The sequence below is a fragment of the Sedimentibacter sp. genome (assembly GCF_038562225.1).
Taxonomy (GTDB): Bacteria; Bacillota; Clostridia; order Tissierellales; family Sedimentibacteraceae; genus Sedimentibacter.
This window is the reverse complement of record NZ_JBCFAS010000003.1, coordinates 329,197-348,083: the sequence shown is the minus strand read 5'-3', so window position 1 is coordinate 348,083 and position 18,887 is coordinate 329,197. Positions and strand designations below refer to the sequence as shown.

Genomic DNA, 18,887 nt, shown 5'->3' with positions numbered 1-18,887 from the left:
TCATCAAACATTCTACCATTTATTTCAATAAACTGAAACATTGAATTCATCATTTATTGCAGCAAAGTAACCTATCCGGTGCTCATGAATATTATATGAACTGATACTATTATTGGAGGGTGTTATGAAAAAGTATATTTCACTGATCGTTGTTGTTCTTCTTGTTGTTTCCATGCTTGTTGCAGGCTGCGAACAGAAGGCGACTGAAAAGCAGAATGTGCGCCTTGTGGAGGTTACACACTCAATTTTTTATGCTCCTCAGTACGTCGCAATTGAAAAAGGTTTTTTTGAAAAACACGGCTTGAACATTGAGCTTACCAACGGAGGAGGAGCCGACAAATGCATGGCTGCTCTCGTAAGCGGCGAAGCGGATGTTGCTTTTATGGGACCGGAAGCCAGTGTGTACGTATATCTGCAGGGAAGGAACGATGGAGCTGTGAATTTTGCGCAGCTCACCCAAAGGGACGGGTCATTTATTGTTGGAAGAGAGCGTGACGATAATTTCTCAATTGCAGACCTTGAAGGAAAGACCATTCTCGGTGGAAGAAAAGGCGGTGTGCCTTTGATGACTCTTGAATATGTTTTGAAGCAAAACAAATTGACTCCCGGCGTTGACGTTGATGTAAGAACTGATGTTCAGTTTGACATGATGGCCGGTGCATTTGCTTCCGGTGAAGCAGATTACACCACTTTGTTCGAACCTCTCGCTTCCACATTCGAACTTCAGGGAAACGGCTATGTTTTGGAATCCGTAGGAAAACTTGCAGGATATGTTCCGTACACCTGCTACAGTTCACTTGAAAGCTACATCGAAAAGAACCCTGAAACAATACAGAACTTTGCCGATGCCCTTTATGAAGGAATGGTGTGGGTTGAGGAACACACAGCAATGGAGGTTGCCGAAGCAATTCTTCCTCAGTTTGCAGATTCAAAGGTTGAATTCATAGCAAAAATAGTTCAGACATACAAGGATCTTGACACCTGGAATCCTGACCTGGTTCTCGGTGAAGACGGCTACAACCGACTCATCGATATAATGATGACTGCTGGAGAAATTGAAGAAGGAGCTCCCTACAAAGAGATTCAGACTCCTGTTTTTGCTTTAAAGGCAAAGGAAAATTACGGCAAATAGTGCAATTCAATTAAGAATTAAGAGTGAAGAGTGAAGAATTAAATGTGAAAGGACGACCGCAGTCGTCCTTTTTCAATCATTCTTAATTTTTAATTCTTCATTTTTAATTGAATTTAGTACTGGTTGAATACCGGAGTGATGTTGTCCTCTTCGAAATCCAGTCCTGCTTCTTCAAAGGACAAACCTTCTATGTTGTATTCAACGTCAGCTATTTCTTCAAACTGTTCAAGGCAAAGAACAACTATGGCATTCATGTCTTCAAACTCTTCTTCGGAAAGGTTCACAGCCTCAACTCCAAGGTTTACAACTGCGGTGCCTCCCTTTACTTCCAATCCCCTGAGATTAACATTCACAGGAATGTTGTTGCTCAGGACCGTGTCTGAAGGAGCCCCTGAAAACAGCTTTTCAACAACTGCTGCTGCCGGATTTCCGACTTTGGCTGCAGAAAATGTTACAGGAACATAGTGTCCTTCCACCTCTGTGTCAGGAGCCTTGTAATAAACGGTGTAGTTCACTCCGTCTGCACTTCCGTAAAGATTTATATTCTTCCTTTCAAATGCTGTGTCGATAGCATACCCCTTCGACAGTGAAGACAGCGCCTGTCCTTCAACCAGGACCTCTACCTTGTCGATTGTTGGAAATTCCGTCAGCGTATATGTAAGGGCAGACATCATATTTTCTTCCTGCTCGTAGGTCTTTGCATTCAGAACATTTTTACCCAGATCAACCCTGCAAAGACCGTCTTTTATTGACATTCCTCTTATTTCAGTACCTTCCGGAAGTACACCGTGAAGATTTGACTGAGCAAGTTTCATTTCGGTTTCACTGCCGACCACCATGCTTCTCAATGTAGCTTTGGCTATTCCTTCTTCCCATGGAATGCTGGTGTGAACGGGAACCACAAAACCATTTTCATCTTCATAGTAAGCAAGTATATCTGTCATCCTTTTTTCTTCGGCATTTACGGTAATTGTTTCCACTGCTTCTTCCTGTGTTTCTTCCAAGGCTTCTTCGCCGATGCTGTCATCTACAATCTCAAAATCCGACAAGTCTGCCAAATCTGTCGCATCCTTATTTTCTTCTCCCTTCAGACCTACCATCATATCTAAAGTGCTGCATCCTGTTATGCTTACTGCCAAACATGAAATCAATATTAAAGATATAATCTTCTTATAAGACAATTTCATACCCTCCTCACGTCTTTATATATTTCATTATATTTGGCATGTACCGAAGATATGACTTAATAGATTAAATTATAAAAATAAACGGTTGCAGCTTTCAACCAGCCATAACCGTTTTGTTTCGATAAAACATACTTTTTTAATTACACAGTCTACATAAGAGTATTAGATAGAACCACCTGACATTTGTATTATTTAAGCATTATAATCCCGCACATCAGGCCCCTTTTTCCCTTCTGTCCCCTGTGCGAAAAGAACAGCTCCCTGTTGCACTTGGTGCACAGGCCTGAAACCTCTATGCTGTTTTCATCCATGCCGTGCTTTACCATGAGTCGTTTGTTGATTTCCCAAAGATCAAAGTGAAACTTCTCTCCCTTTTTTACCATCAGCTCCGAATAGCTGCTGTCGTAAGAAAGGAACATGGCAGCAACGTCCTCGTCAACTTCAAAGCAGCATTGGCCCAGGGACGGTCCTATGACTGCCTTCATGTCCTTGGGATTGCAGCCCAGGTCCTTCACCATTGCATCAATCATTTTACCGGCAATGTTCTGAAGCGTTCCTCTCCATCCTGCATGAGCCATACCTATGGCATTTTTCACCGTATCATAAAAAAACAAAGGTGTGCAGTCTGCATGAAAGGTCATGAGGGCAATGTTTCTTATATCTGTATAAAGGCCGTCCACATCGTTGTAGTCAGGGTCTTTCATGGCCCTTCCCTTGTCCTTGTCCGTAACGTACCTTACATTGTTTGTGTGTGTCTGGTCCGTTTCCACTATGTCTTTCAACCTTATGCCCAGCCTTTTCGACATAATTTCATAATTTTTCTCTACATTTTCAACATCGTCTCCCGTACCCATTCCCAGGTTCATGGAAGCAAACTCTTCGCTGCTCACTCCTCCCTTCCTGGTTGTGAAGCAATGGAATAGTCCCCCGTACCCTTGGAGGGACGGAAAAGTAATATATTCAAAATCCTGTGTTCTGTTCAGTGTGTGCATGACTACCCCTCATTTAAAAAAATCACAACAATTATACCATAATAGAAATTTTATGTACATTAAAAGAAATGATGTAGAATTTTTATTTCATTTATATGGGCAGTATGCTAAAATAATTGTAACCGTTAAAATTATAAAATTTACATTATTCTGCCGAGTCAGTTGGAGGTAACATGATCATTTCCCCTGTTTTCGATAAGGACAGCAGCAAGGCGCTGTACATACAGCTTTACGAATACATCAAGAATGAAATCATCTCTGGTCTCTTGAAACCGGATTCCAAGCTTCCTTCCATCAGAGAAGCTTCTGCAAGCCTTAACTTAAGCAAGACAACAATTGAAAATGCCTACAGCCAGCTTGTGGCTGAAGGCTACATTGAAAATCAGCCCAAAAGGGGTTACTTTGTGTGCGACCTTACGGAATACAGCTTTGACATTGTTTCAACCGTACTGAAAAGCACAGTCAAACAAGACAGTGACACCTATTATCTAAATGACGGCGTGGACAAGGACAGCTTTGACATCTCCACATGGAGAAGGCTTTACAACAAGGTTGTTGCAGACGAAGACACGAACATTTACTCCAGCGGCTCCATCCAGGGAGAGAAATTTCTTCGGGAAGAAATTGCAAACTTCGTAAACACCATGCGCGGAGGCAATACCGGTCCAGAACAGGTCATTGTTGGAGCAGGCGTCCAGTACCTCTTGGGAATGCTCATAGGCATAATTAGAAGCGACTACAACACCGTAGCTGTGGAAACTCCGGGATTTTATAAGGCTGAATACATTTTTGAAGACTATTCCTTCAACATACGCCACATCGAGGTTACGGACAACGGATTTCCCATTGGAGCTCTGAAAAAAAGCGATGCGCAGGTTGTGTATGTGAGTCCTTCGCACCAATATCCGCTGGGAACCACCATGCCTGTGAACAAGCGCATGGAGCTGCTGGATTGGGCCCAGAAAAACAACGGTCTTATCATTGAAGACGACTATGACGGCATGATACGCTACGGAGGAATGCCTATACCGTGCCTGCAGGGACTCGACAAGAACGACTGCGTCATATACCTGGGATCCTTCTCAAAAATGCTTCTGCCGTCACTTCGAATAAGCTTCATGGTCATACCAAAGAAACTTCTTCCCGTGTACAGCACGATTAAGACGCGCCACACCCAATCAACCTCAAAGATTGACCAGGTAGTGCTTGCCAATTTCATGAAGGAAGGCTTCATGGTAAAGCATCTTAGGAAAATAAAGCGAATATATAAGAAGAAGAATATGCTTCTTGCAGCAAGCTTCAAATACAGGTTCAAGGACAAACTTGAAATAATAAATTCCGATTCGGGTCTTCACATAGTATGCGAGGCAGCGGTGAAAAAAACCGAGCATGCATTGCAGGAAGACGCCAGAAAAACGGGAATACTCCTGAACATCATCAGCAGCAGCAAGGACAAAGTGATATTTTCCCTGAACTACAGCGGAATCAATACCGATAAAATTCAGGACTTCACAGAGCTTCTTGGAAAGGTTTTGTTTGAATGAATAAAGGCTCCGATTTTTCGGAGCCTTCAGTTTATTTTAACATTGTGAAATTACTATATTACGAAATCATTATGTTAAATCATCTGCTTACTTGTTCTTGAAAAGCTTCTTGTACAGTTCTCCGGCTACCAGCGGTATGAAGGCAAACATCATGACAATCTCCCAATCAACAAAAGTAAGCGGAACAACGTTGAATATGTCGTTGAGTATTGGAACATAAAGCACCAGCACAGTAAGTCCGAAGGAAGCAAAAACTGCCTGAACCATTCTCCTGTTAGACAAGATGCCTATTTTTAAAATGGTGAAGTCCTGAGACCTGGACGAAAATGCCCTTAAAAGTTCAGCTGTTATGAGCGTTGTGAACACTATGGACCTTTCATGCACCAGGTTTTCAGCTCCCGGATATGCTTTCATCGCCCAGAAGTATGAAAGAAGCGATGCTACAGAAATGGCAACCGCCTGGAACAATATGCCGCCTATCATGCCTCTGTCAAGTATCGGTTCCTTTGTGTCACGGGGAGGATGTTTCATTATGCCGGGCTCGGCATTCTCAACTCCCAATGCCATGGCAGGGAAACTGTCTGTAACCAGGTTCAGCCACAATAGCTGTATCGGAACAAGCGGAACATTCCATCCCAGAAGTATGCTTACGAAAACAAGTAGTATTTCTCCTATGTTGCAGCTTAAGAGGAAGAACACGAACTTCTTGATGTTGCTGAATATGATTCTTCCTTCCTCAACGGCGTTTACTATGGTTGCGAAGTTGTCGTCCGTCAGTATAACTTCTGCCGTGTTCTTTGCAACGTCTGTACCTGTGATGCCCATTGCAACACCTATGTCAGCCTTCTTCAGCGCCAGTGCGTCGTTTACTCCGTCGCCTGTCATGGATGTTATGTGTCCGTTTTCTTTCAGGGCTGTAACAATTCTAACCTTATGGTCGGGAGATACCCTGGCATATACCTTGGTCTTCTTCACAACCTCTCTGAGCTCTTCGTCTGACAAAGCGTCAAGTTCGGCTCCCATCATGGCCTGGTCCTCAGTTTCAACCATTCCCAGGTCCCTGGCTATGGCATAGGCTGTTTCCTTATAGTCACCGGTTATCATTACAGCTTCTATTCCGGCTTCCTTACATTCCCTTATGGAATCCTTAACTTCAGGCCTTGCAGGGTCAATCATACCCATGAGTCCGACGAAAATCATGTCATTTTCAACTTCCTCAAAATCAAGATGTTCCGGTACACGATCCCAAACTTTGTATGCTGCAGACAAAACCCTGAGTGCAGAGCGGGCAAATGTCTTATTTACGAAAAGAACCTTGTCTTTCAACTCCTGTGTGAATTCAACAACTTCTCCGTTAAGGGCAATTTTAGTGCATCTGCTTATTACTATGTCCGGAGCTCCTTTTGTAAAGGACACCATTTTTCCTTCTATGTAATTCTTGTGGAATGTGCTCATCATTTTTCTTGCTGAATCAAAGGGCAGTTCATTTACCCTTGGGTAAGCAGCGTTAAGGTCTTCAGTGGTTTTTCCCAGCTTGCCTGCGAACGTGACTATGGCTCCTTCAGTCGGGTCTCCCACAACCTTGTACATACCTGATGAGTTGTCAAGATGAGCATCATTTGACAGTGCTCCTATGGATGCAAGGTTAGCCAGGTTAGGCAGTGAATCTGCCCCAATCTGTTTGCCCTCAAGCTTGATTGCTCCCACGGGCTCGTATCCGCCCCCTTCAACCTCAAGTATCTTGCCATCCACATATGCCTTTACTACGGTCATTTCATTCTGAGTAAGTGTTCCTGTCTTATCTGAACATATTACAGAGGTTGCTCCGAGAGTCTCAACAGCTAGAAGCTTCTTCACTATGGCATTTCTTTCGGCCATGCGGTTCATTCCTATGGAAAGTACTATTGTAACTATTGCAGGAAGTCCTTCAGGGATTGCAGCAACCGCAAGGCTTATGGATGTAAGAAGCATCTCAAGAACTTCTCTTCCCTGCAGAAGGCCTACTCCGAACACAATAACGCAAATTGCAATGGTCAAGGTTCCCAAAACTTTTCCAAGCTGGTTCAGCTTTATCTGAAGAGGAGTCTGCTCTTCGTCATAAGACTGAATCTTCGTTGCAATGTTTCCTATTTCAGTATGGTGTCCTGTTCCCACAACAACGCCCTTGCCTCTTCCGTATGTTACTATGGTGCTTGAAAATCCCATGTTGTGCCTGTCGCCTATTCCGGCAGGCCCGAGGATTGATGCTTTTGCATCCTTCTCAACGGGAACGGATTCCCCCGTAAGGGATGCCTCTTCAATTTTCAGATTGGAACTTTCAACCAGTCTCACGTCCGCAGGGATTATGTCTCCTGCTTCAAGAACCACTACATCTCCAGGAACAATGCTGGCTGCAGGCAATGTGAGCTGGTTGCCGTTTCTTACCACCTTCGCGTTGGGAGCGCTCATCTTCTGAAGCGCTTCAACTGATTTTTCAGCTTTTCCTTCCTGATATATTCCTAAAACTGCATTTATTACAACTATTGCCAGTATTACAACTGCATCTTCCTTTTCTCCAACAGCCGCGGAAATTCCGGCTGCCACAATTAAAATGATTATCAAAAAATCAGCAAATTGGCCCACAAGCTTAGACCAAAAGCTTTTCTTCGCCTGAGCTTCCAATTCGTTTCTGCCGTATTTCTCCAACCTCTGAAGCGCTTCCTGATCGTTCAGACCTAAAAACTCGTCTGTGCCAAGCTCTGTAAGCACTTCCTTTTTGCTCTTGTTATACCATTCCAAATTATTTTCCTCCAATCTCTGCAACATAATCCAATAATTACGTCAACACTATTATAATGTAATTATTACCTTAATTGCAATAATTATTTACTCGACACAATCAGCGCGAAATGTTGTAAGCAAAAACAAAGCCGAACATTATTCGGCTTTGTTTTTGTATTTCTCCAGTAATATCCTTCCTACATGGACTCCGCTTGCGGATGCCTGGGAAAGGGAATGTGTTACGCCGGAGCTGTCCCCCAGCACATACAGATTCTTTATCCTGGTTTCAAGGTTACTGCTGACCTCCACAGTCGAATTGTAGAATTTCACCTCGACACCGTAAAGAAGCGTATCCTCGTTGGCTGTACCCGGTGCTATCTTATCCAGAGCATAGATCATTTCGATTATGTCATCCAGCTGTCTCTTGGGTATAACCAGGCTCAAATCTCCGGGAGTAGCGTTGAGAGTCGGATTCGTGAAACTTTTTGTCATTCTTCTTTCGTTTGATCTTCTGCCGTTTACCAGGTCAGCAAACCTTTGAACGATAACACCACCGCCCAGCATGTTGCTTAGCCTTGCTATGGATTCGCCGTATTCGTTGCTGTCGTGGAAGGGTTCAGTGAAATTGTTGGAAACCAGCAGGGCAAAATTTGTATTTTCAGTGTGCAGCTTTTCATCTGAATAGCTGTGCCCGTTTACTGTAACAATTCCGTTTGTGTTCTCGGTTACAACCACGCCGTGGGGGTTCATGCAGAACGTCCTCACCAGGTCGTTGTACTTCCTTGTTCTGTATACAATCTTGCTTTCGTATACTTCCTTTGTTATATGTTCAAAAACCTCTGACGGAAGCTCCACCCTCACACCGATGTCAACTCTGTTTCTTTTGGTTTTTATCTTCATCTTGTCGCAGATTCCCGATATCCATTTTGAACCAGAGCGTCCTGTTGCCAGGATCAAATCCGAGCATTCATAGTCTCCGTTTTTTGTATTGACTGTGAACTTTTCATTTTCATGATTTATGTCAAGCACCTCACAGTCAAATTTGAATTCAACCCTCTCCTTGAGATGGTCAAACATGTTTCCGAGAATTATAACATTTCTGTCTGTTCCGAAATGCCTTACCTTTGCATCCATCAGGTGTAGGTCGTGCTGCAGAGCCTTTGTTTTAAGCTCGCTGTTTGCCGTTGAATACAGCTTGGCATCAGCTCCTCCCATGCCGCAAAGAACCTGGTCAACGTAGTACATAAGGTCTAATGCTTCCTTGTCGCCCACATACTTGTTCAGATAGCCTCCGAAATTGTTTGTTATGTTGTACTTGCCGTCAGAAAGACTTCCCGCTCCTCCGAAGCCGTTTACCACATTGCACACGCTGCAGTGGATGCATGACTTTATCTTCTTATTGTCAATTGGGCATTTTCTCATGTCCAGATGATGTCCCTTTTCTATAATCAAAACCTTTATATCAGATCTTTCTTTTGTAAGCTCGTAAGCAGTGAATACCCCGCTTGCTCCGGCACCCACAATTATTACGTCATATTTCATAATTTCCTCCAGCTTTATTTTTAACGTTTAATCTCAGTACTCAATCAGCACAGCCTCATTTTCAGCCAGGCCGGACTTTATTTCCACGTTGTCTTCATCCTTGATGCCCGTTGTAACTTCCCTTTCGGTTTTTTCATTGTTATCTATGACCGTTACATACTGCCTGCCGTCCTTTTCATATACAGCATCCTTGTCTACCAGAATCACGTCGTTTTTTTCCTCCAGCACTATGACAACGTCCATTTCAGAGCCTATCTTGTAATCCTTGCTATTCTCCAGGTCTGCTTCAATCCTGACTCTTTTCTGCTCAACACCCAGATCGGAGACCTTTGAATTGGCCTTGGGGTAGATTCTGTTTACCGACAGATTTACTTCGCCGTCCCGCGTCTCGATTACAAACGGCATTCCCACAGCTGTTTGTTTTGCATCTTCAGCGAGAACCTCCACGTATACGCCCAGATTGTTTTCATCCTGAATCTCAGCCACTACAACACCAGCCTGGGTCATTCCTCCCTGATGCACGTTAAGTTCGGTTATTACTCCGTCAAATTCAGCCTTTATTGATGACTGTTCTATATTTTTTTCAAGAATCCTTATCTGAATCATTATTTCTTCAATCTGAGCCTCATACTGCTTCTTAACATTGGATGACACACCCTTGATGAGAAGGTTGTAGTTGTTTTTTGCTTCCTGAAGCTGGTTTTCAAGAGCTGTCACCTGGTTTTGAGCTTCTTCGTACTCCACCTGGCTCACCGCACTGTTCTCATACAATGTCTTCATCTTTTCCAGGTTGCTTCTGGCAAAGCTCAGGCTGGTCTCTATAGTGCTTATCTGAAGCTTCATGTTGGAAATCTCCTGAAAGTCCGCTCCCTTTACCGTTTCGTTGTAGGTGGCGGTGATAGCCTCAATCTGCTTGTTCGCCCTTTCGATTTCCAGGTCATAATTATTTTCGTACGTCAATATTATATCACCTTTTTTTACTTTGTCACCTACGGACACGTTAAGAGTCTGCACTCTTTTGCTCATGTCAGAATAAAATGTGTTGACTCTTTTGGAATATACAGTTCCGGTTTCCTCAATGGTGCTTTTAATATCGCCCAGCTTTGCCTTCGAGGTAGCTCCCTCAAAGGGCTTCTGCCCCCTGCTGAACATCGTGAACAGGATGTATGCCAGCACTGATAATACTGCTATAATGGTTATATATCTCTTTTTATTTTTCATTATACCCTCCAAATTTTATGATATTCTGCTCTTGAGAGCCTGCATGAAGTCCAGTCTGTGAACCTTGGCGTAAGTCATCAGCTGGGCCAGCACTATGAACACTATTGTGAGAACTATTGATAAAATAACTGTTTTTATGGTTATGGGCTCATTCATGGTGTATATGTCCGTGGTGAATTCCTCTGCCATGTATCCCACGAGCCATATACCAAGAGGTATGCCGGCACCTATTCCAATAACCGACATTATCATGTTTTCCCTTACAAGCATCCTGAATATTTCTGACTTTGTGAATCCCATTACCCTAAGTGCCGAAAATTCCAGCGTTCTTTCGTTTATGCTCATAAGAGTCATGCTGTAGACTATGACAAAACCCAAAATTCCTGAGAATAAAACCATGAACATCATTGATGCGGCAGTTACCTCAGTGAATTCCTCAAATGCTCCCTTCAGGTCTGATTGAGACATGATGGTTATGTTGTCCATGGAGCTTAAGGCCTTGGCAACATCTTCGTGGGAATTGATGTACACTCCGTTGGCAACTCCCTTGTCAAGAAAGTTTCTGTTCAGGTAGTCAAGGTTCATGTAACCGTTGATTCCAAGGGTTTGCTTAATTATCCCTTTCACCTGCACATATCCGTCATCCTTACCGGAAATAAAATTCTTCAACAGAATTTTGTCGCCAACATCCACATCCAGTGCCTTGGCCAGGTTGGATGATATCAATATTCCGCTGCCCGGAAGTTTCACCTTGTTACCATAAAAGTCCTCAAAGCCGTAGAAGGCCTCCCCGTCTTCAATTCCTATTATGTTCACTATTTTTGATTTCGGACCGTTACTTACTTCAAACGGAATCTCAGTCCTCAGTTCCATGTCCGAGTATCTTACCTTTTCGGCAATTTCGTTTTTTACATTTTTATTCTGAAAGCTGTTGAAGCTTATGTTGTAATCAATTTTCATGAATTCGCCGTAGTGCTTGTTAAACATGACGTCCATGATATCCGTCATCCACATGGTCATCACCATCATGCCGCAGGTTATAGCCACAGCGGCTCCGATGAATATAAATTTTTTCTTTTCCCTGAATATATTTCGAAGAACAATCTTCCAGGAAAAGGGCACATGGCTCCAGATAATTTTAATATTTTCCAGGAAAATTCTTTTTCCCTTTTTTGGCGCCTCGGGCTTCATGGACTCCGCAGGGTTGATTTTCACTATGCTTCTTACGCCGAAAAATCCTGAAAGGATGCAGAATATCAGCGACAGCACTATTGACATGGCTATTCTGTCATAGTACAGCTTTATGGTCAGCATGGGAATGTTGAAGAAAACCAGGTAATAACTGGTCATGAAACCGGAAAGCGCTGTTCCTATGAGAGACCCTGCGGCCCCTCCTATGATTCCCACCGAAGCTGCATACTTCAGGTAGTGAGAGACTATGTCCCTGTCCGAAAAACCCAGCGCCTTTAAAACCCCTATGGATGTCCTGTCCTTTTTGACGATCCTTGAAAGCATGGTTGCCAGCATTATTCCCGCAAAAACAAGAAATACTATGGGCACTGATTTTGACATCATCTTAAGGCCTTGTATCTCCTGCATGAGCATGCTGTTGCTCAGCTGGTCTTCCCTTTCAATTACCCTTTGAACACCGTATTTTTCAAGATAATCTTCCAGAAAGTCGGCAGTCTTCTCCCTGTTGGCACCTGCATTTAATGTAATGAGCATCTCATTGAAGTTTCCCTGCCCTCCGTATATCTTCCTGATGTAATCTTCTTCAACATATATTACTCCGAAGTTGTACGGATCCGGAAGGAAAACCTGCTCGTTCTTCATCATGTACGCATATTCTGAGCTGGATGCTACTGCAGCAACCTTGAATCTGTACTGCTTTCCGTTTATTTGAAGCTTTATTTCGTCTCCCGCATTTATGTTTCTGGCGTTGGCAAACTGCTCGATGACTATTACCTCATTTCCTGAAATCTGCCTTCTGCCCGACTTTATGAACAGCTTATTGATTTTGTTCTCCTGTTTGTCAACAGATATGACCCTTACATCAACATTTTCGTCTGCATCATCACTGATGAAGGGAGTGTCAAACACGATTCTTTCTTCAGCTTCCTTGATGTCAGAAATTCCCGGAAGAGTTGACTCCAGCTTTTCCGGAAGCCCTGCAGCCGTTACGAATATATCCGGAAAATTTGTGATGTTATAGTAATCATCCAGCGAGTCTCCCAGATTTATGGAAGAATTGCTTACGGCTGTGAACACAAAAATTCCTGTAATGATTATGGCCAGGACAGCAACATACTGCCCCTTGGTGTTCCTGATCATTCTAAAAAGTCTTTTATCAAGCTTTTTCATTACCACTCAATCCTTTCAGCCGGAATAGGCGTATGGTTTAAAACAACCTCTGTGATTTTTCCGCTTCGCATCTTGATTATCTTGTCTGCCATTTGAGCTATTGAAGAGTTGTGTGTTATTACAACAACTGTGTTATTGTATCTCTCATTCATGTCCTTCAGTACCTTGAGGATTGATATTCCTGTTTCAAAATCCAGGGCTCCCGTAGGTTCATCACAAAGTAGTATCTGAGGATTTTTAGCAACCGCTCTGGCTATGGCAACCCTTTGCTGCTCACCGCCGCTCATCTGTGAAGGAAAATTGTTCATTCTTTCCTTAAGCCCCACAGCCTCAAGAACCTCTTCCACGTCAATGGGATTCTGGCATATTTCAGCAGCAAGCTCCACATTTTCCTTTGCAGTAAGCGTGGACATGAGGTTGTAAAACTGAAAAACAAATCCAATCTCGTTTCTTCTGTAAACTGTCAGATCCCTGTCGCTCATGCCGGTTATGAGCTCACCGTTGAAATATACATCGCCGGTGGTAGGTGTGTCCATACCTCCAACTATGTTTAAAAGCGTGCTTTTCCCTGATCCGCTGGGCCCCAGGATTACCACGAACTCGCCTTTTTTAACGTCAAAGCTCACATCTTCCAGGGCCTTCACGGTAACTTCGCCCATCTTGTAATACTTGCTTATATTTTCTGCCCTCAATACTGATTCGCTCATTCTAAAACCCCCGTCAATATTAGTTTTTTCCATCTTCCAGCATACCGTACATGACGATATTCATTAGATTCATATATTCATCCTTTACTTCCAGGTAGTATTCTTCAAAGCTCTTGCTTCCATCTGCAAAAGCAGGGATATACTTGCTTTCCACAACTGCGGTTATTCCCGACATTACGGAAACGATATCCTTCGTTTCAACATTCTTTTTCACAGGCAGACCCTTAATTATATCCACCATGTTATTAATTCCTATCTGCTTCACCTGTGCGTATCTTTGAGCAAGTCTGTCCCGAAGCTTTGATGGGGAGTTGTAGAACCCCTTCATCAGCAGCTTGTAGTGCGTTGGGTGATTTGAAAAGAAATTGTACTTCACTTCAATTATCTTCAAGAGTATTTGAACAAAATCGCCGCCAGGGAACACCAGGTCATCGAACTCTTCCACAACATCATCCACGCATTTGTCCATAGCTGCCATAAACAGATTTTCCTTTGAACCGAAGTAATGAAATATAAGACCCTTAGACACTTCCGCCCTGCGGCATATCCTGTCGGTGTTTGCCTTGTCAAAGCCATGTTCTGAAAACTCCTGTATGCTTGCTTCAAGTATCTTTTCTTTTTTCGAACTGTCCAGCATTTTTTCCTCCTGTGCGCAATTGACTTACCAGTCAATAATATTATATATTATATTGACCTACAGGTCAATATATGATTAAATATTGACAAAAAAATAAGGCACATGCCTTATTATTACTTCTGGTTTTCAATCTGCTCTGCCAGGTCGTTCAAATAAACCCACCTGCTCATCTTGTGTTCAAGCTGCTCCTCAAGGCCTTTCTTTTCTGCCATAATTTCCTGAAGTTTTACGTAATCCGTGGAATTTATCTCCATGCTTTTTTCAGCCTGAGAGATTTTTCCTTCAAGCAAAGCGATGTCGTCGTCTATGGTGTTGAATTCCTGCTGCTCCTTGAAAGTAAACTTTAGCTTTTTAGGTTTTTCCCTTTCCTGTACGGGATTTATCTTTTCTTTGGGTTCCCTATTTCTTTCCTGCTGCTTTTCCTTCATAAGTCTGATTTCTGCGTAGTCAGAATAACCGCCGTTGTACATGTTTACAGTACCGTCTCCGGGAAGCTCAAGTATGGTGTCCACAACCTTGTCGAGAAAGTACCTGTCGTGTGATACCGTTATGACTGCTCCGGAAAACGTCTCAAGGTAATCTTCAAGCACTGTAAGCGTCTCAATGTCAAGGTCGTTTGTAGGCTCGTCAAGAAGCAGGATGTTCGGTGCAGTCATAAGGACACTTAAAAGAAACAGCCTCCTTCTTTCTCCTCCGGACAGCTTCCTGACCAGGCTGTGCTGAACATCGCCTGAAAACAGAAATCTTTCAAGCATCTGTGAAGCCGAAATCTTTCCGTCAGCTGTCTCCACAACCTCTGCAATATTCTTTATATAATCGATAACTTTCTGGTTTTCATCTATTTCTCCGGCTTCCTGGGAAAAATATCCCACCCTGACGGTGCTTCCCACTTCAACTATTCCTTTGTCGGGAATAATTTTTCCCGCCATCATGTTCAAAAGAGTAGATTTTCCTGCTCCATTTTTTCCCACTATTCCGATTCTCGCCCCGCGAAGGACGGTAAACTCAAAATCCTCGACTATTTTCTTATGTCCAAAGCTTTTTGAAATGTTGTTTATTTCAATGGTCTTCTTTCCCAGCCTTGTTGACAGAGAGCTCATCTCCAGCTTTTCCGACTGCTGCGTTCCTAGTGAATCCTTCAGCTTCTCGAACTGCTCTATTCTTCCCTTGGCCTTTGTTCCCCTGGCTCTGGCACCTCTTTGAATCCATGAAAGCTCTTTTCTGTAAAGAGTCTGCTTCTTCCTTTCGCTGCTTGCTTCCATTTCTTCGCGCTGAGCCTTCAGCTCCAAAAATTTGGAATAGTTTCCCTCATAGCAATACAAGCTTCCTTTTTCAAGCTCTGCTATGCGGTTTGAAACCCTGTCCAGAAAATACCTGTCATGGGTAACCATGAGTATGGCACCTGAAAACTTCATGAGGTAGCTTTCAAGCCACGTTATCATGTCGTTGTCCAGATGGTTTGTGGGCTCATCAAGCACCAGCAGCTCGCAGGGGTTTACCAGTGCGCTGGCTATGGCGACTCTCTTTCTCTGACCCACCGAAAGGAGGTTCACGTCCTTGTGGTATTCGTCTATTCCCAGCCTGCTCAGGATGGTTTTGGCCTCATATTCCATCAGTGTTCTCGTCTCTGAACTTGAATTTATGAAAACCTGTTCAATGACTGTGGCACCTTTTTTAAACACAGGATCCTGCGGAAGGTAGCAAATCCTGTCCAGCGGATTTTTAATGAGTCTTCCGCCGTCAGGCTCCTCAATGCCCGCTGCAATTTTCAGCAGGGTAGACTTTCCTGTTCCGTTTACACCGGCTATTCCTATTTTATCACCGTCATTAACGAACAGTTCCACGCTGTCCAGCAGTATTTTTTCTCCAAAGCTTTTGCTTATTTTTTCAAGTGTTAGTATCATTTCATTGCCTTTCGGTTTATAAAAGTTCCACGTCGTTTACAACAAGCTTGAATTTAAGACCCAGGTATTCCGCGGCTCTCCTGCATAGGAGCATCCGTTCGAGGAATATCTCAAAGTAGCTCATTACGGCGCAGATGCTTGTGTCTATGACCAGATTTAAAGAAACTTCTTTTTTATGTTCATTTAATGTCAGCCTTGACGCTTCCACTGAGTAATTTACCCTATCGTGTATATCGAAGGTTGCAAAATCAGTATTCCTCACCCTTGATCTTCTGACGTCGGACTTGTCTGCCAGTATAAGAGCCGCGGCCACTTCATTGACAGGAACAGCGGTGGATTCGTCATGATTTCCTATGGCAGAAATAACGGCAGCAATTTCAGCCACGTCCATCCCCATGTTGTCCAGGATTCTGAATGCCATGATTGCACCGCTTTGGGCATGGTCAATCCTATTTACTACATTACCGATATCATGCATGTATCCTGCAATCTGAGCAAGCTCAGCTGTCCTTTCGTCGTAGCCCAGCTTGAGAAGCAGCTCTTCAGCCTTGTTTGCAACCTTGCCCACATGTGTGAATGAATGCTCCGTATACCCCAGTGTTATAAGAGACTCATCTGCTTTTTTAATGTACGTCTGAATTTCATGGCTGTTTTTTATGTCGTTGAATGTTATCATACAATATCCTTACCTTTCTTCAGCTCAAACAGCGTAAACGGGAAGGAATCGGGCATGGACTCAAACTCCGTGTATTCTCTGGTCTTGGGATGATTGAACCCGAATTTGTGCGACCAGAGAGCAGGCAAAGTGAAGTCTTTTTTCTTCATGAACACCCTGTTATACTTGTTGTCTCCCCATATGGGCAGATTTGCGTTGGAAAGCTGAACCCTTATCTGATGGTGCCTTCCGGTGTGAAGCTTTATTTTCAAAATGGACAGCACGCCGTATTCTTCTGTTTCAACTGTTCCAATAAGTTCATATTCAAGCTTTGCGGCTTTTCCGGCCTTATCATCGGCTGTTGTCACCTTTGACATGTTTATCGTCTTAAGTTTCTTCAGATAATCTTCCAGAACTGCCTTTTCCTTTTCAGGCCTGCCGCAAACTACTGCAAGGTATACCTTATTGGTTTTCCTTTCCTGTACCTGTCTTGAAAGCTCCTTGTTTGCAAAGTCGTTTTTGGCAAACACAATGACACCGCCCACAGGCCTGTCAAGCCTGTGAATCAGCCCCAGGTACGGATTGTTTTCCTTTTTCCCCAGGTGTTCCAAGCACATTTTCATAAGGTCATCGTCCTGGGTCGTGTCGCTTTGGGATGGTACTCCCTGAGGCTTCACCACACAGATTATGTGTTTGTCTTCATATATTATATTAAGTTCCATATTATCTCCGTTATATCAAATCTGCATATGACGCTTCTGCCGCACTTATGAGGTCTTCAGGTGCAAGTATCATCTGTATTCCTATGGCTCCGCCGCTGACTAGTATCTTGTCGTGAAGCGCTGCAGTTTCATCCACAAATGTCCTGTAATGCTTCTTCATTCCGATAGGAGAGCATCCTCCCCTCACATAACCGGTGTTCTTTGTGAGTTCCTTCAGAGGCAGAAGCTCTATGTTCTTTTCCCCGGCTGCGGCTGCAGCCTTCTTAAGGTCAAGCTCATATTCCACCGGGATGCAGAAAACATAAAGTTCCTTGCTGTGCCCCACAGACACCAGCGTCTTGAATACAGCCTCCGGGTTCTGTCCTGTTTTGTGTGCCACGGATACTCCGTCAATTTTTCCGTCCTCGCATTCGTACAGAAGATAATCATACCCTATGTTGAGGGAATCGAGAATGCGCATGGCATTGGTCTTGTTGAATTTTTTCACCTTATCACTCCTAAATCATGGTATACAGCCCGTAGACAGCCAGTATGTTGAACAAAAGAGCTATTATTGTGATTGCTACAAATCCTGCTTTTCTGGTCTTGTGGTGAAACAGTATCATGGCTGCGATGCTTCCCGGCGTCCCTCCCAGAAAGCTTGTTATATGCAGAGTCTTTTCCTCTATTCTCCATCTGTCCTTTCTGGCCTTTTGCTTGTCAGCATAAAACAATGCAAACGAAACAACATTTATTATTATGAAATAAACAGCTAAATATCTTATCATGGTCTTCTCGCTGCCAGTTTATTTATTTTTTTCCCTTGCTGCACAAACCGTTCCTCGTATTCTGTCATTACATTGTCCTTGACAAATTCGCTGCCGTGCAGGTCCCTTGTGCACATGAGAATTTCCCAGCCGTCAGCCTTAAGTTCCTGTAGGGAGTATTCGAAAAGGTCGTTGTTATCTGTCTTCATGTGAATTTCGCCGCCTTCCCTGAGAACCTTTCTGTAGACCTCAAGAAAATTCCTGTGTGTAAGCCTTCTCTTGTAGTGTGACGGCTTCGGCCACGGATCAGAGAAATTCAGATAAATCCTTTCTATGGAGTTGGGCTCGAATACCTCTGTGAGTATGTCTCCGTTTGAATATACTATGAAGTAGTTGTCAGGGTCCTCCTCAAACATGCACTTGGCACACCTGTATGCAACCTTTACGCTTTTTTCAAATCCGAAGTAGTTTATGCCGGGGTTTTTAAGCGCAGTTTCCCTTAGAAATTTCCCCTTTCCGCAGCCCAGCTCCACATGGATGGGATTATTGTTGCTGAATGCCTCATTCAGTTTGTATCCTCTTTTTTCAGGCTCGGTTATGGCTTTTTCATGCTGCTGCAGATATTCATACTGCCCGTGAACGTATCTTAATCTCATAAAATTCTCCTTCTTTTTCTATTTGAATTTTACAATACTTTGCAATAATTAACAATATAATTTTAATTCTGTTGCATAAAACCTGAAAACAAAGTAAAATAATAGTAACAAAACAATTAGG

16 protein-coding genes are annotated in these 18,887 nt (G+C 43.3%); 2 read left to right on the top strand and 14 right to left on the bottom strand.

Going from position 1 to position 18,887, the window contains the following annotated elements; all coding sequences use genetic code 11:
• The first annotated feature begins 124 nt into the window (after positions 1-124).
• Positions 125-1,132 (top strand): ABC transporter substrate-binding protein, encoded by a 1,008-nt coding sequence (locus tag AAGU76_RS13460; protein WP_342486027.1) that lies wholly within the window; start codon positions 125-127, stop codon positions 1,130-1,132.
• Positions 1,133-1,245: 113 nt separating this feature from the next.
• Here the strand turns inward: AAGU76_RS13460 and AAGU76_RS13455 are convergent, their stop codons facing one another.
• Both AAGU76_RS13455 and pgeF read right to left on the bottom strand, forming a co-directional pair.
• Entirely contained in the window at positions 1,246-2,313 is a 1,068-nt protein-coding gene (locus AAGU76_RS13455; protein WP_342486026.1) for a GerMN domain-containing protein, read from the bottom strand.
• A gap of 194 nt (positions 2,314-2,507) precedes the next feature.
• Positions 2,508-3,311, bottom strand: a complete 804-nt coding sequence (pgeF, locus tag AAGU76_RS13450; protein WP_342486025.1) for a peptidoglycan editing factor PgeF — start codon at positions 3,309-3,311, stop codon at positions 2,508-2,510.
• A gap of 173 nt (positions 3,312-3,484) precedes the next feature.
• Here pgeF and AAGU76_RS13445 point away from each other — a divergent pair, with 173 nt between their 5' ends.
• On the top strand, positions 3,485-4,855 hold the full coding sequence (locus AAGU76_RS13445) for a PLP-dependent aminotransferase family protein (RefSeq protein ID WP_342486024.1): 1,371 nt from the start codon (positions 3,485-3,487) through the stop codon (positions 4,853-4,855).
• Between the two features lie 87 nt (positions 4,856-4,942).
• On the opposite strand, the gene AAGU76_RS13440 is transcribed toward AAGU76_RS13445, so the two are convergent.
• From AAGU76_RS13440 to trmB, 12 genes are all read right to left on the bottom strand, one after another.
• Entirely contained in the window at positions 4,943-7,633 is a 2,691-nt protein-coding gene (locus AAGU76_RS13440; protein WP_342486023.1) for a cation-translocating P-type ATPase, read from the bottom strand.
• A 138-nt stretch (positions 7,634-7,771) separates the two neighbouring features.
• Positions 7,772-9,160 carry an NAD(P)/FAD-dependent oxidoreductase gene (locus tag AAGU76_RS13435; RefSeq protein WP_342486306.1) on the bottom strand — a complete coding sequence of 463 codons (1,389 nt, stop codon included), beginning with the start codon at positions 9,158-9,160 and terminating at the stop codon, positions 7,772-7,774.
• 30 nt (positions 9,161-9,190) lie between these two features.
• Positions 9,191-10,378: an HlyD family efflux transporter periplasmic adaptor subunit gene (locus AAGU76_RS13430; protein ID WP_342486022.1), complete on the bottom strand. Its 1,188-nt coding sequence runs from the start codon at positions 10,376-10,378 to the stop codon at positions 9,191-9,193.
• 15 nt (positions 10,379-10,393) lie between these two features.
• Positions 10,394-12,739, bottom strand: a complete 2,346-nt coding sequence (locus AAGU76_RS13425; RefSeq protein ID WP_342486021.1) for an FtsX-like permease family protein — start codon at positions 12,737-12,739, stop codon at positions 10,394-10,396.
• On the bottom strand, positions 12,739-13,446 hold the full coding sequence (locus AAGU76_RS13420) for an ABC transporter ATP-binding protein (RefSeq protein WP_342486020.1): 708 nt from the start codon (positions 13,444-13,446) through the stop codon (positions 12,739-12,741). The genes AAGU76_RS13425 and AAGU76_RS13420 overlap by 1 nt, the downstream gene beginning before the upstream one ends.
• Before the next feature lie 19 nt (positions 13,447-13,465).
• Positions 13,466-14,083, bottom strand: a complete 618-nt coding sequence (locus tag AAGU76_RS13415) for a TetR/AcrR family transcriptional regulator (RefSeq protein WP_342486019.1) — start codon at positions 14,081-14,083, stop codon at positions 13,466-13,468.
• A gap of 113 nt (positions 14,084-14,196) precedes the next feature.
• Positions 14,197-15,987, bottom strand: a complete 1,791-nt coding sequence (locus AAGU76_RS13410) for an ABC-F family ATP-binding cassette domain-containing protein (RefSeq protein ID WP_342486018.1) — start codon at positions 15,985-15,987, stop codon at positions 14,197-14,199.
• A gap of 16 nt (positions 15,988-16,003) precedes the next feature.
• Positions 16,004-16,663, bottom strand: a complete 660-nt coding sequence (locus AAGU76_RS13405) for an HD domain-containing protein (protein ID WP_342486017.1) — start codon at positions 16,661-16,663, stop codon at positions 16,004-16,006.
• Positions 16,660-17,364 carry an RluA family pseudouridine synthase gene (locus AAGU76_RS13400; RefSeq protein WP_342486016.1) on the bottom strand — a complete coding sequence of 235 codons (705 nt, stop codon included), beginning with the start codon at positions 17,362-17,364 and terminating at the stop codon, positions 16,660-16,662. Before AAGU76_RS13400 ends, AAGU76_RS13405 begins: the two co-directional genes overlap by 4 nt.
• 10 nt (positions 17,365-17,374) lie before the next feature.
• Positions 17,375-17,851 (bottom strand): Cys-tRNA(Pro) deacylase, encoded by a 477-nt coding sequence (gene ybaK, locus AAGU76_RS13395; RefSeq protein WP_342486015.1) that lies wholly within the window; start codon positions 17,849-17,851, stop codon positions 17,375-17,377.
• Positions 17,852-17,861: 10 nt separating this feature from the next.
• Positions 17,862-18,131 carry a DUF1294 domain-containing protein gene (locus AAGU76_RS13390; RefSeq protein WP_342486014.1) on the bottom strand — a complete coding sequence of 90 codons (270 nt, stop codon included), beginning with the start codon at positions 18,129-18,131 and terminating at the stop codon, positions 17,862-17,864.
• On the bottom strand, positions 18,128-18,766 hold the full coding sequence (gene trmB, locus AAGU76_RS13385) for a tRNA (guanosine(46)-N7)-methyltransferase TrmB (protein WP_342486013.1): 639 nt from the start codon (positions 18,764-18,766) through the stop codon (positions 18,128-18,130). Before trmB ends, AAGU76_RS13390 begins: the two co-directional genes overlap by 4 nt.
• Positions 18,767-18,887 lie beyond the last annotated feature (121 nt).

Bases quoted from the DNA above. Each gene is read 5' to 3' on its own strand.
- AAGU76_RS13430 (WP_342486022.1), bottom strand. From the start codon at position 10,378: ATGAAAAATAAAAAGAGATATATAACCATTATAGCAGTATTATCAGTG.
- AAGU76_RS13410 (WP_342486018.1), bottom strand. From the start codon at position 15,987: ATGATACTAACACTTGAAAAAATAAGCAAAAGCTTTGGAGAAAAAATA.
- trmB (WP_342486013.1), bottom strand. From the start codon at position 18,766: ATGAGATTAAGATACGTTCACGGGCAGTATGAATATCTGCAGCAGCAT.
- AAGU76_RS13400 (WP_342486016.1), bottom strand. From the start codon at position 17,364: ATGGAACTTAATATAATATATGAAGACAAACACATAATCTGTGTGGTG.
- AAGU76_RS13415 (WP_342486019.1), bottom strand. From the start codon at position 14,083: ATGCTGGACAGTTCGAAAAAAGAAAAGATACTTGAAGCAAGCATACAG.
- AAGU76_RS13405 (WP_342486017.1), bottom strand. From the start codon at position 16,663: ATGATAACATTCAACGACATAAAAAACAGCCATGAAATTCAGACGTAC.
- AAGU76_RS13390 (WP_342486014.1), bottom strand. From the start codon at position 18,131: ATGATAAGATATTTAGCTGTTTATTTCATAATAATAAATGTTGTTTCG.
- AAGU76_RS13425 (WP_342486021.1), bottom strand. From the start codon at position 12,739: ATGAAAAAGCTTGATAAAAGACTTTTTAGAATGATCAGGAACACCAAG.
- AAGU76_RS13460 (WP_342486027.1), top strand. From the start codon at position 125: ATGAAAAAGTATATTTCACTGATCGTTGTTGTTCTTCTTGTTGTTTCC.
- AAGU76_RS13420 (WP_342486020.1), bottom strand. From the start codon at position 13,446: ATGAGCGAATCAGTATTGAGGGCAGAAAATATAAGCAAGTATTACAAG.
- pgeF (WP_342486025.1), bottom strand. From the start codon at position 3,311: ATGCACACACTGAACAGAACACAGGATTTTGAATATATTACTTTTCCG.
- AAGU76_RS13445 (WP_342486024.1), top strand. From the start codon at position 3,485: ATGATCATTTCCCCTGTTTTCGATAAGGACAGCAGCAAGGCGCTGTAC.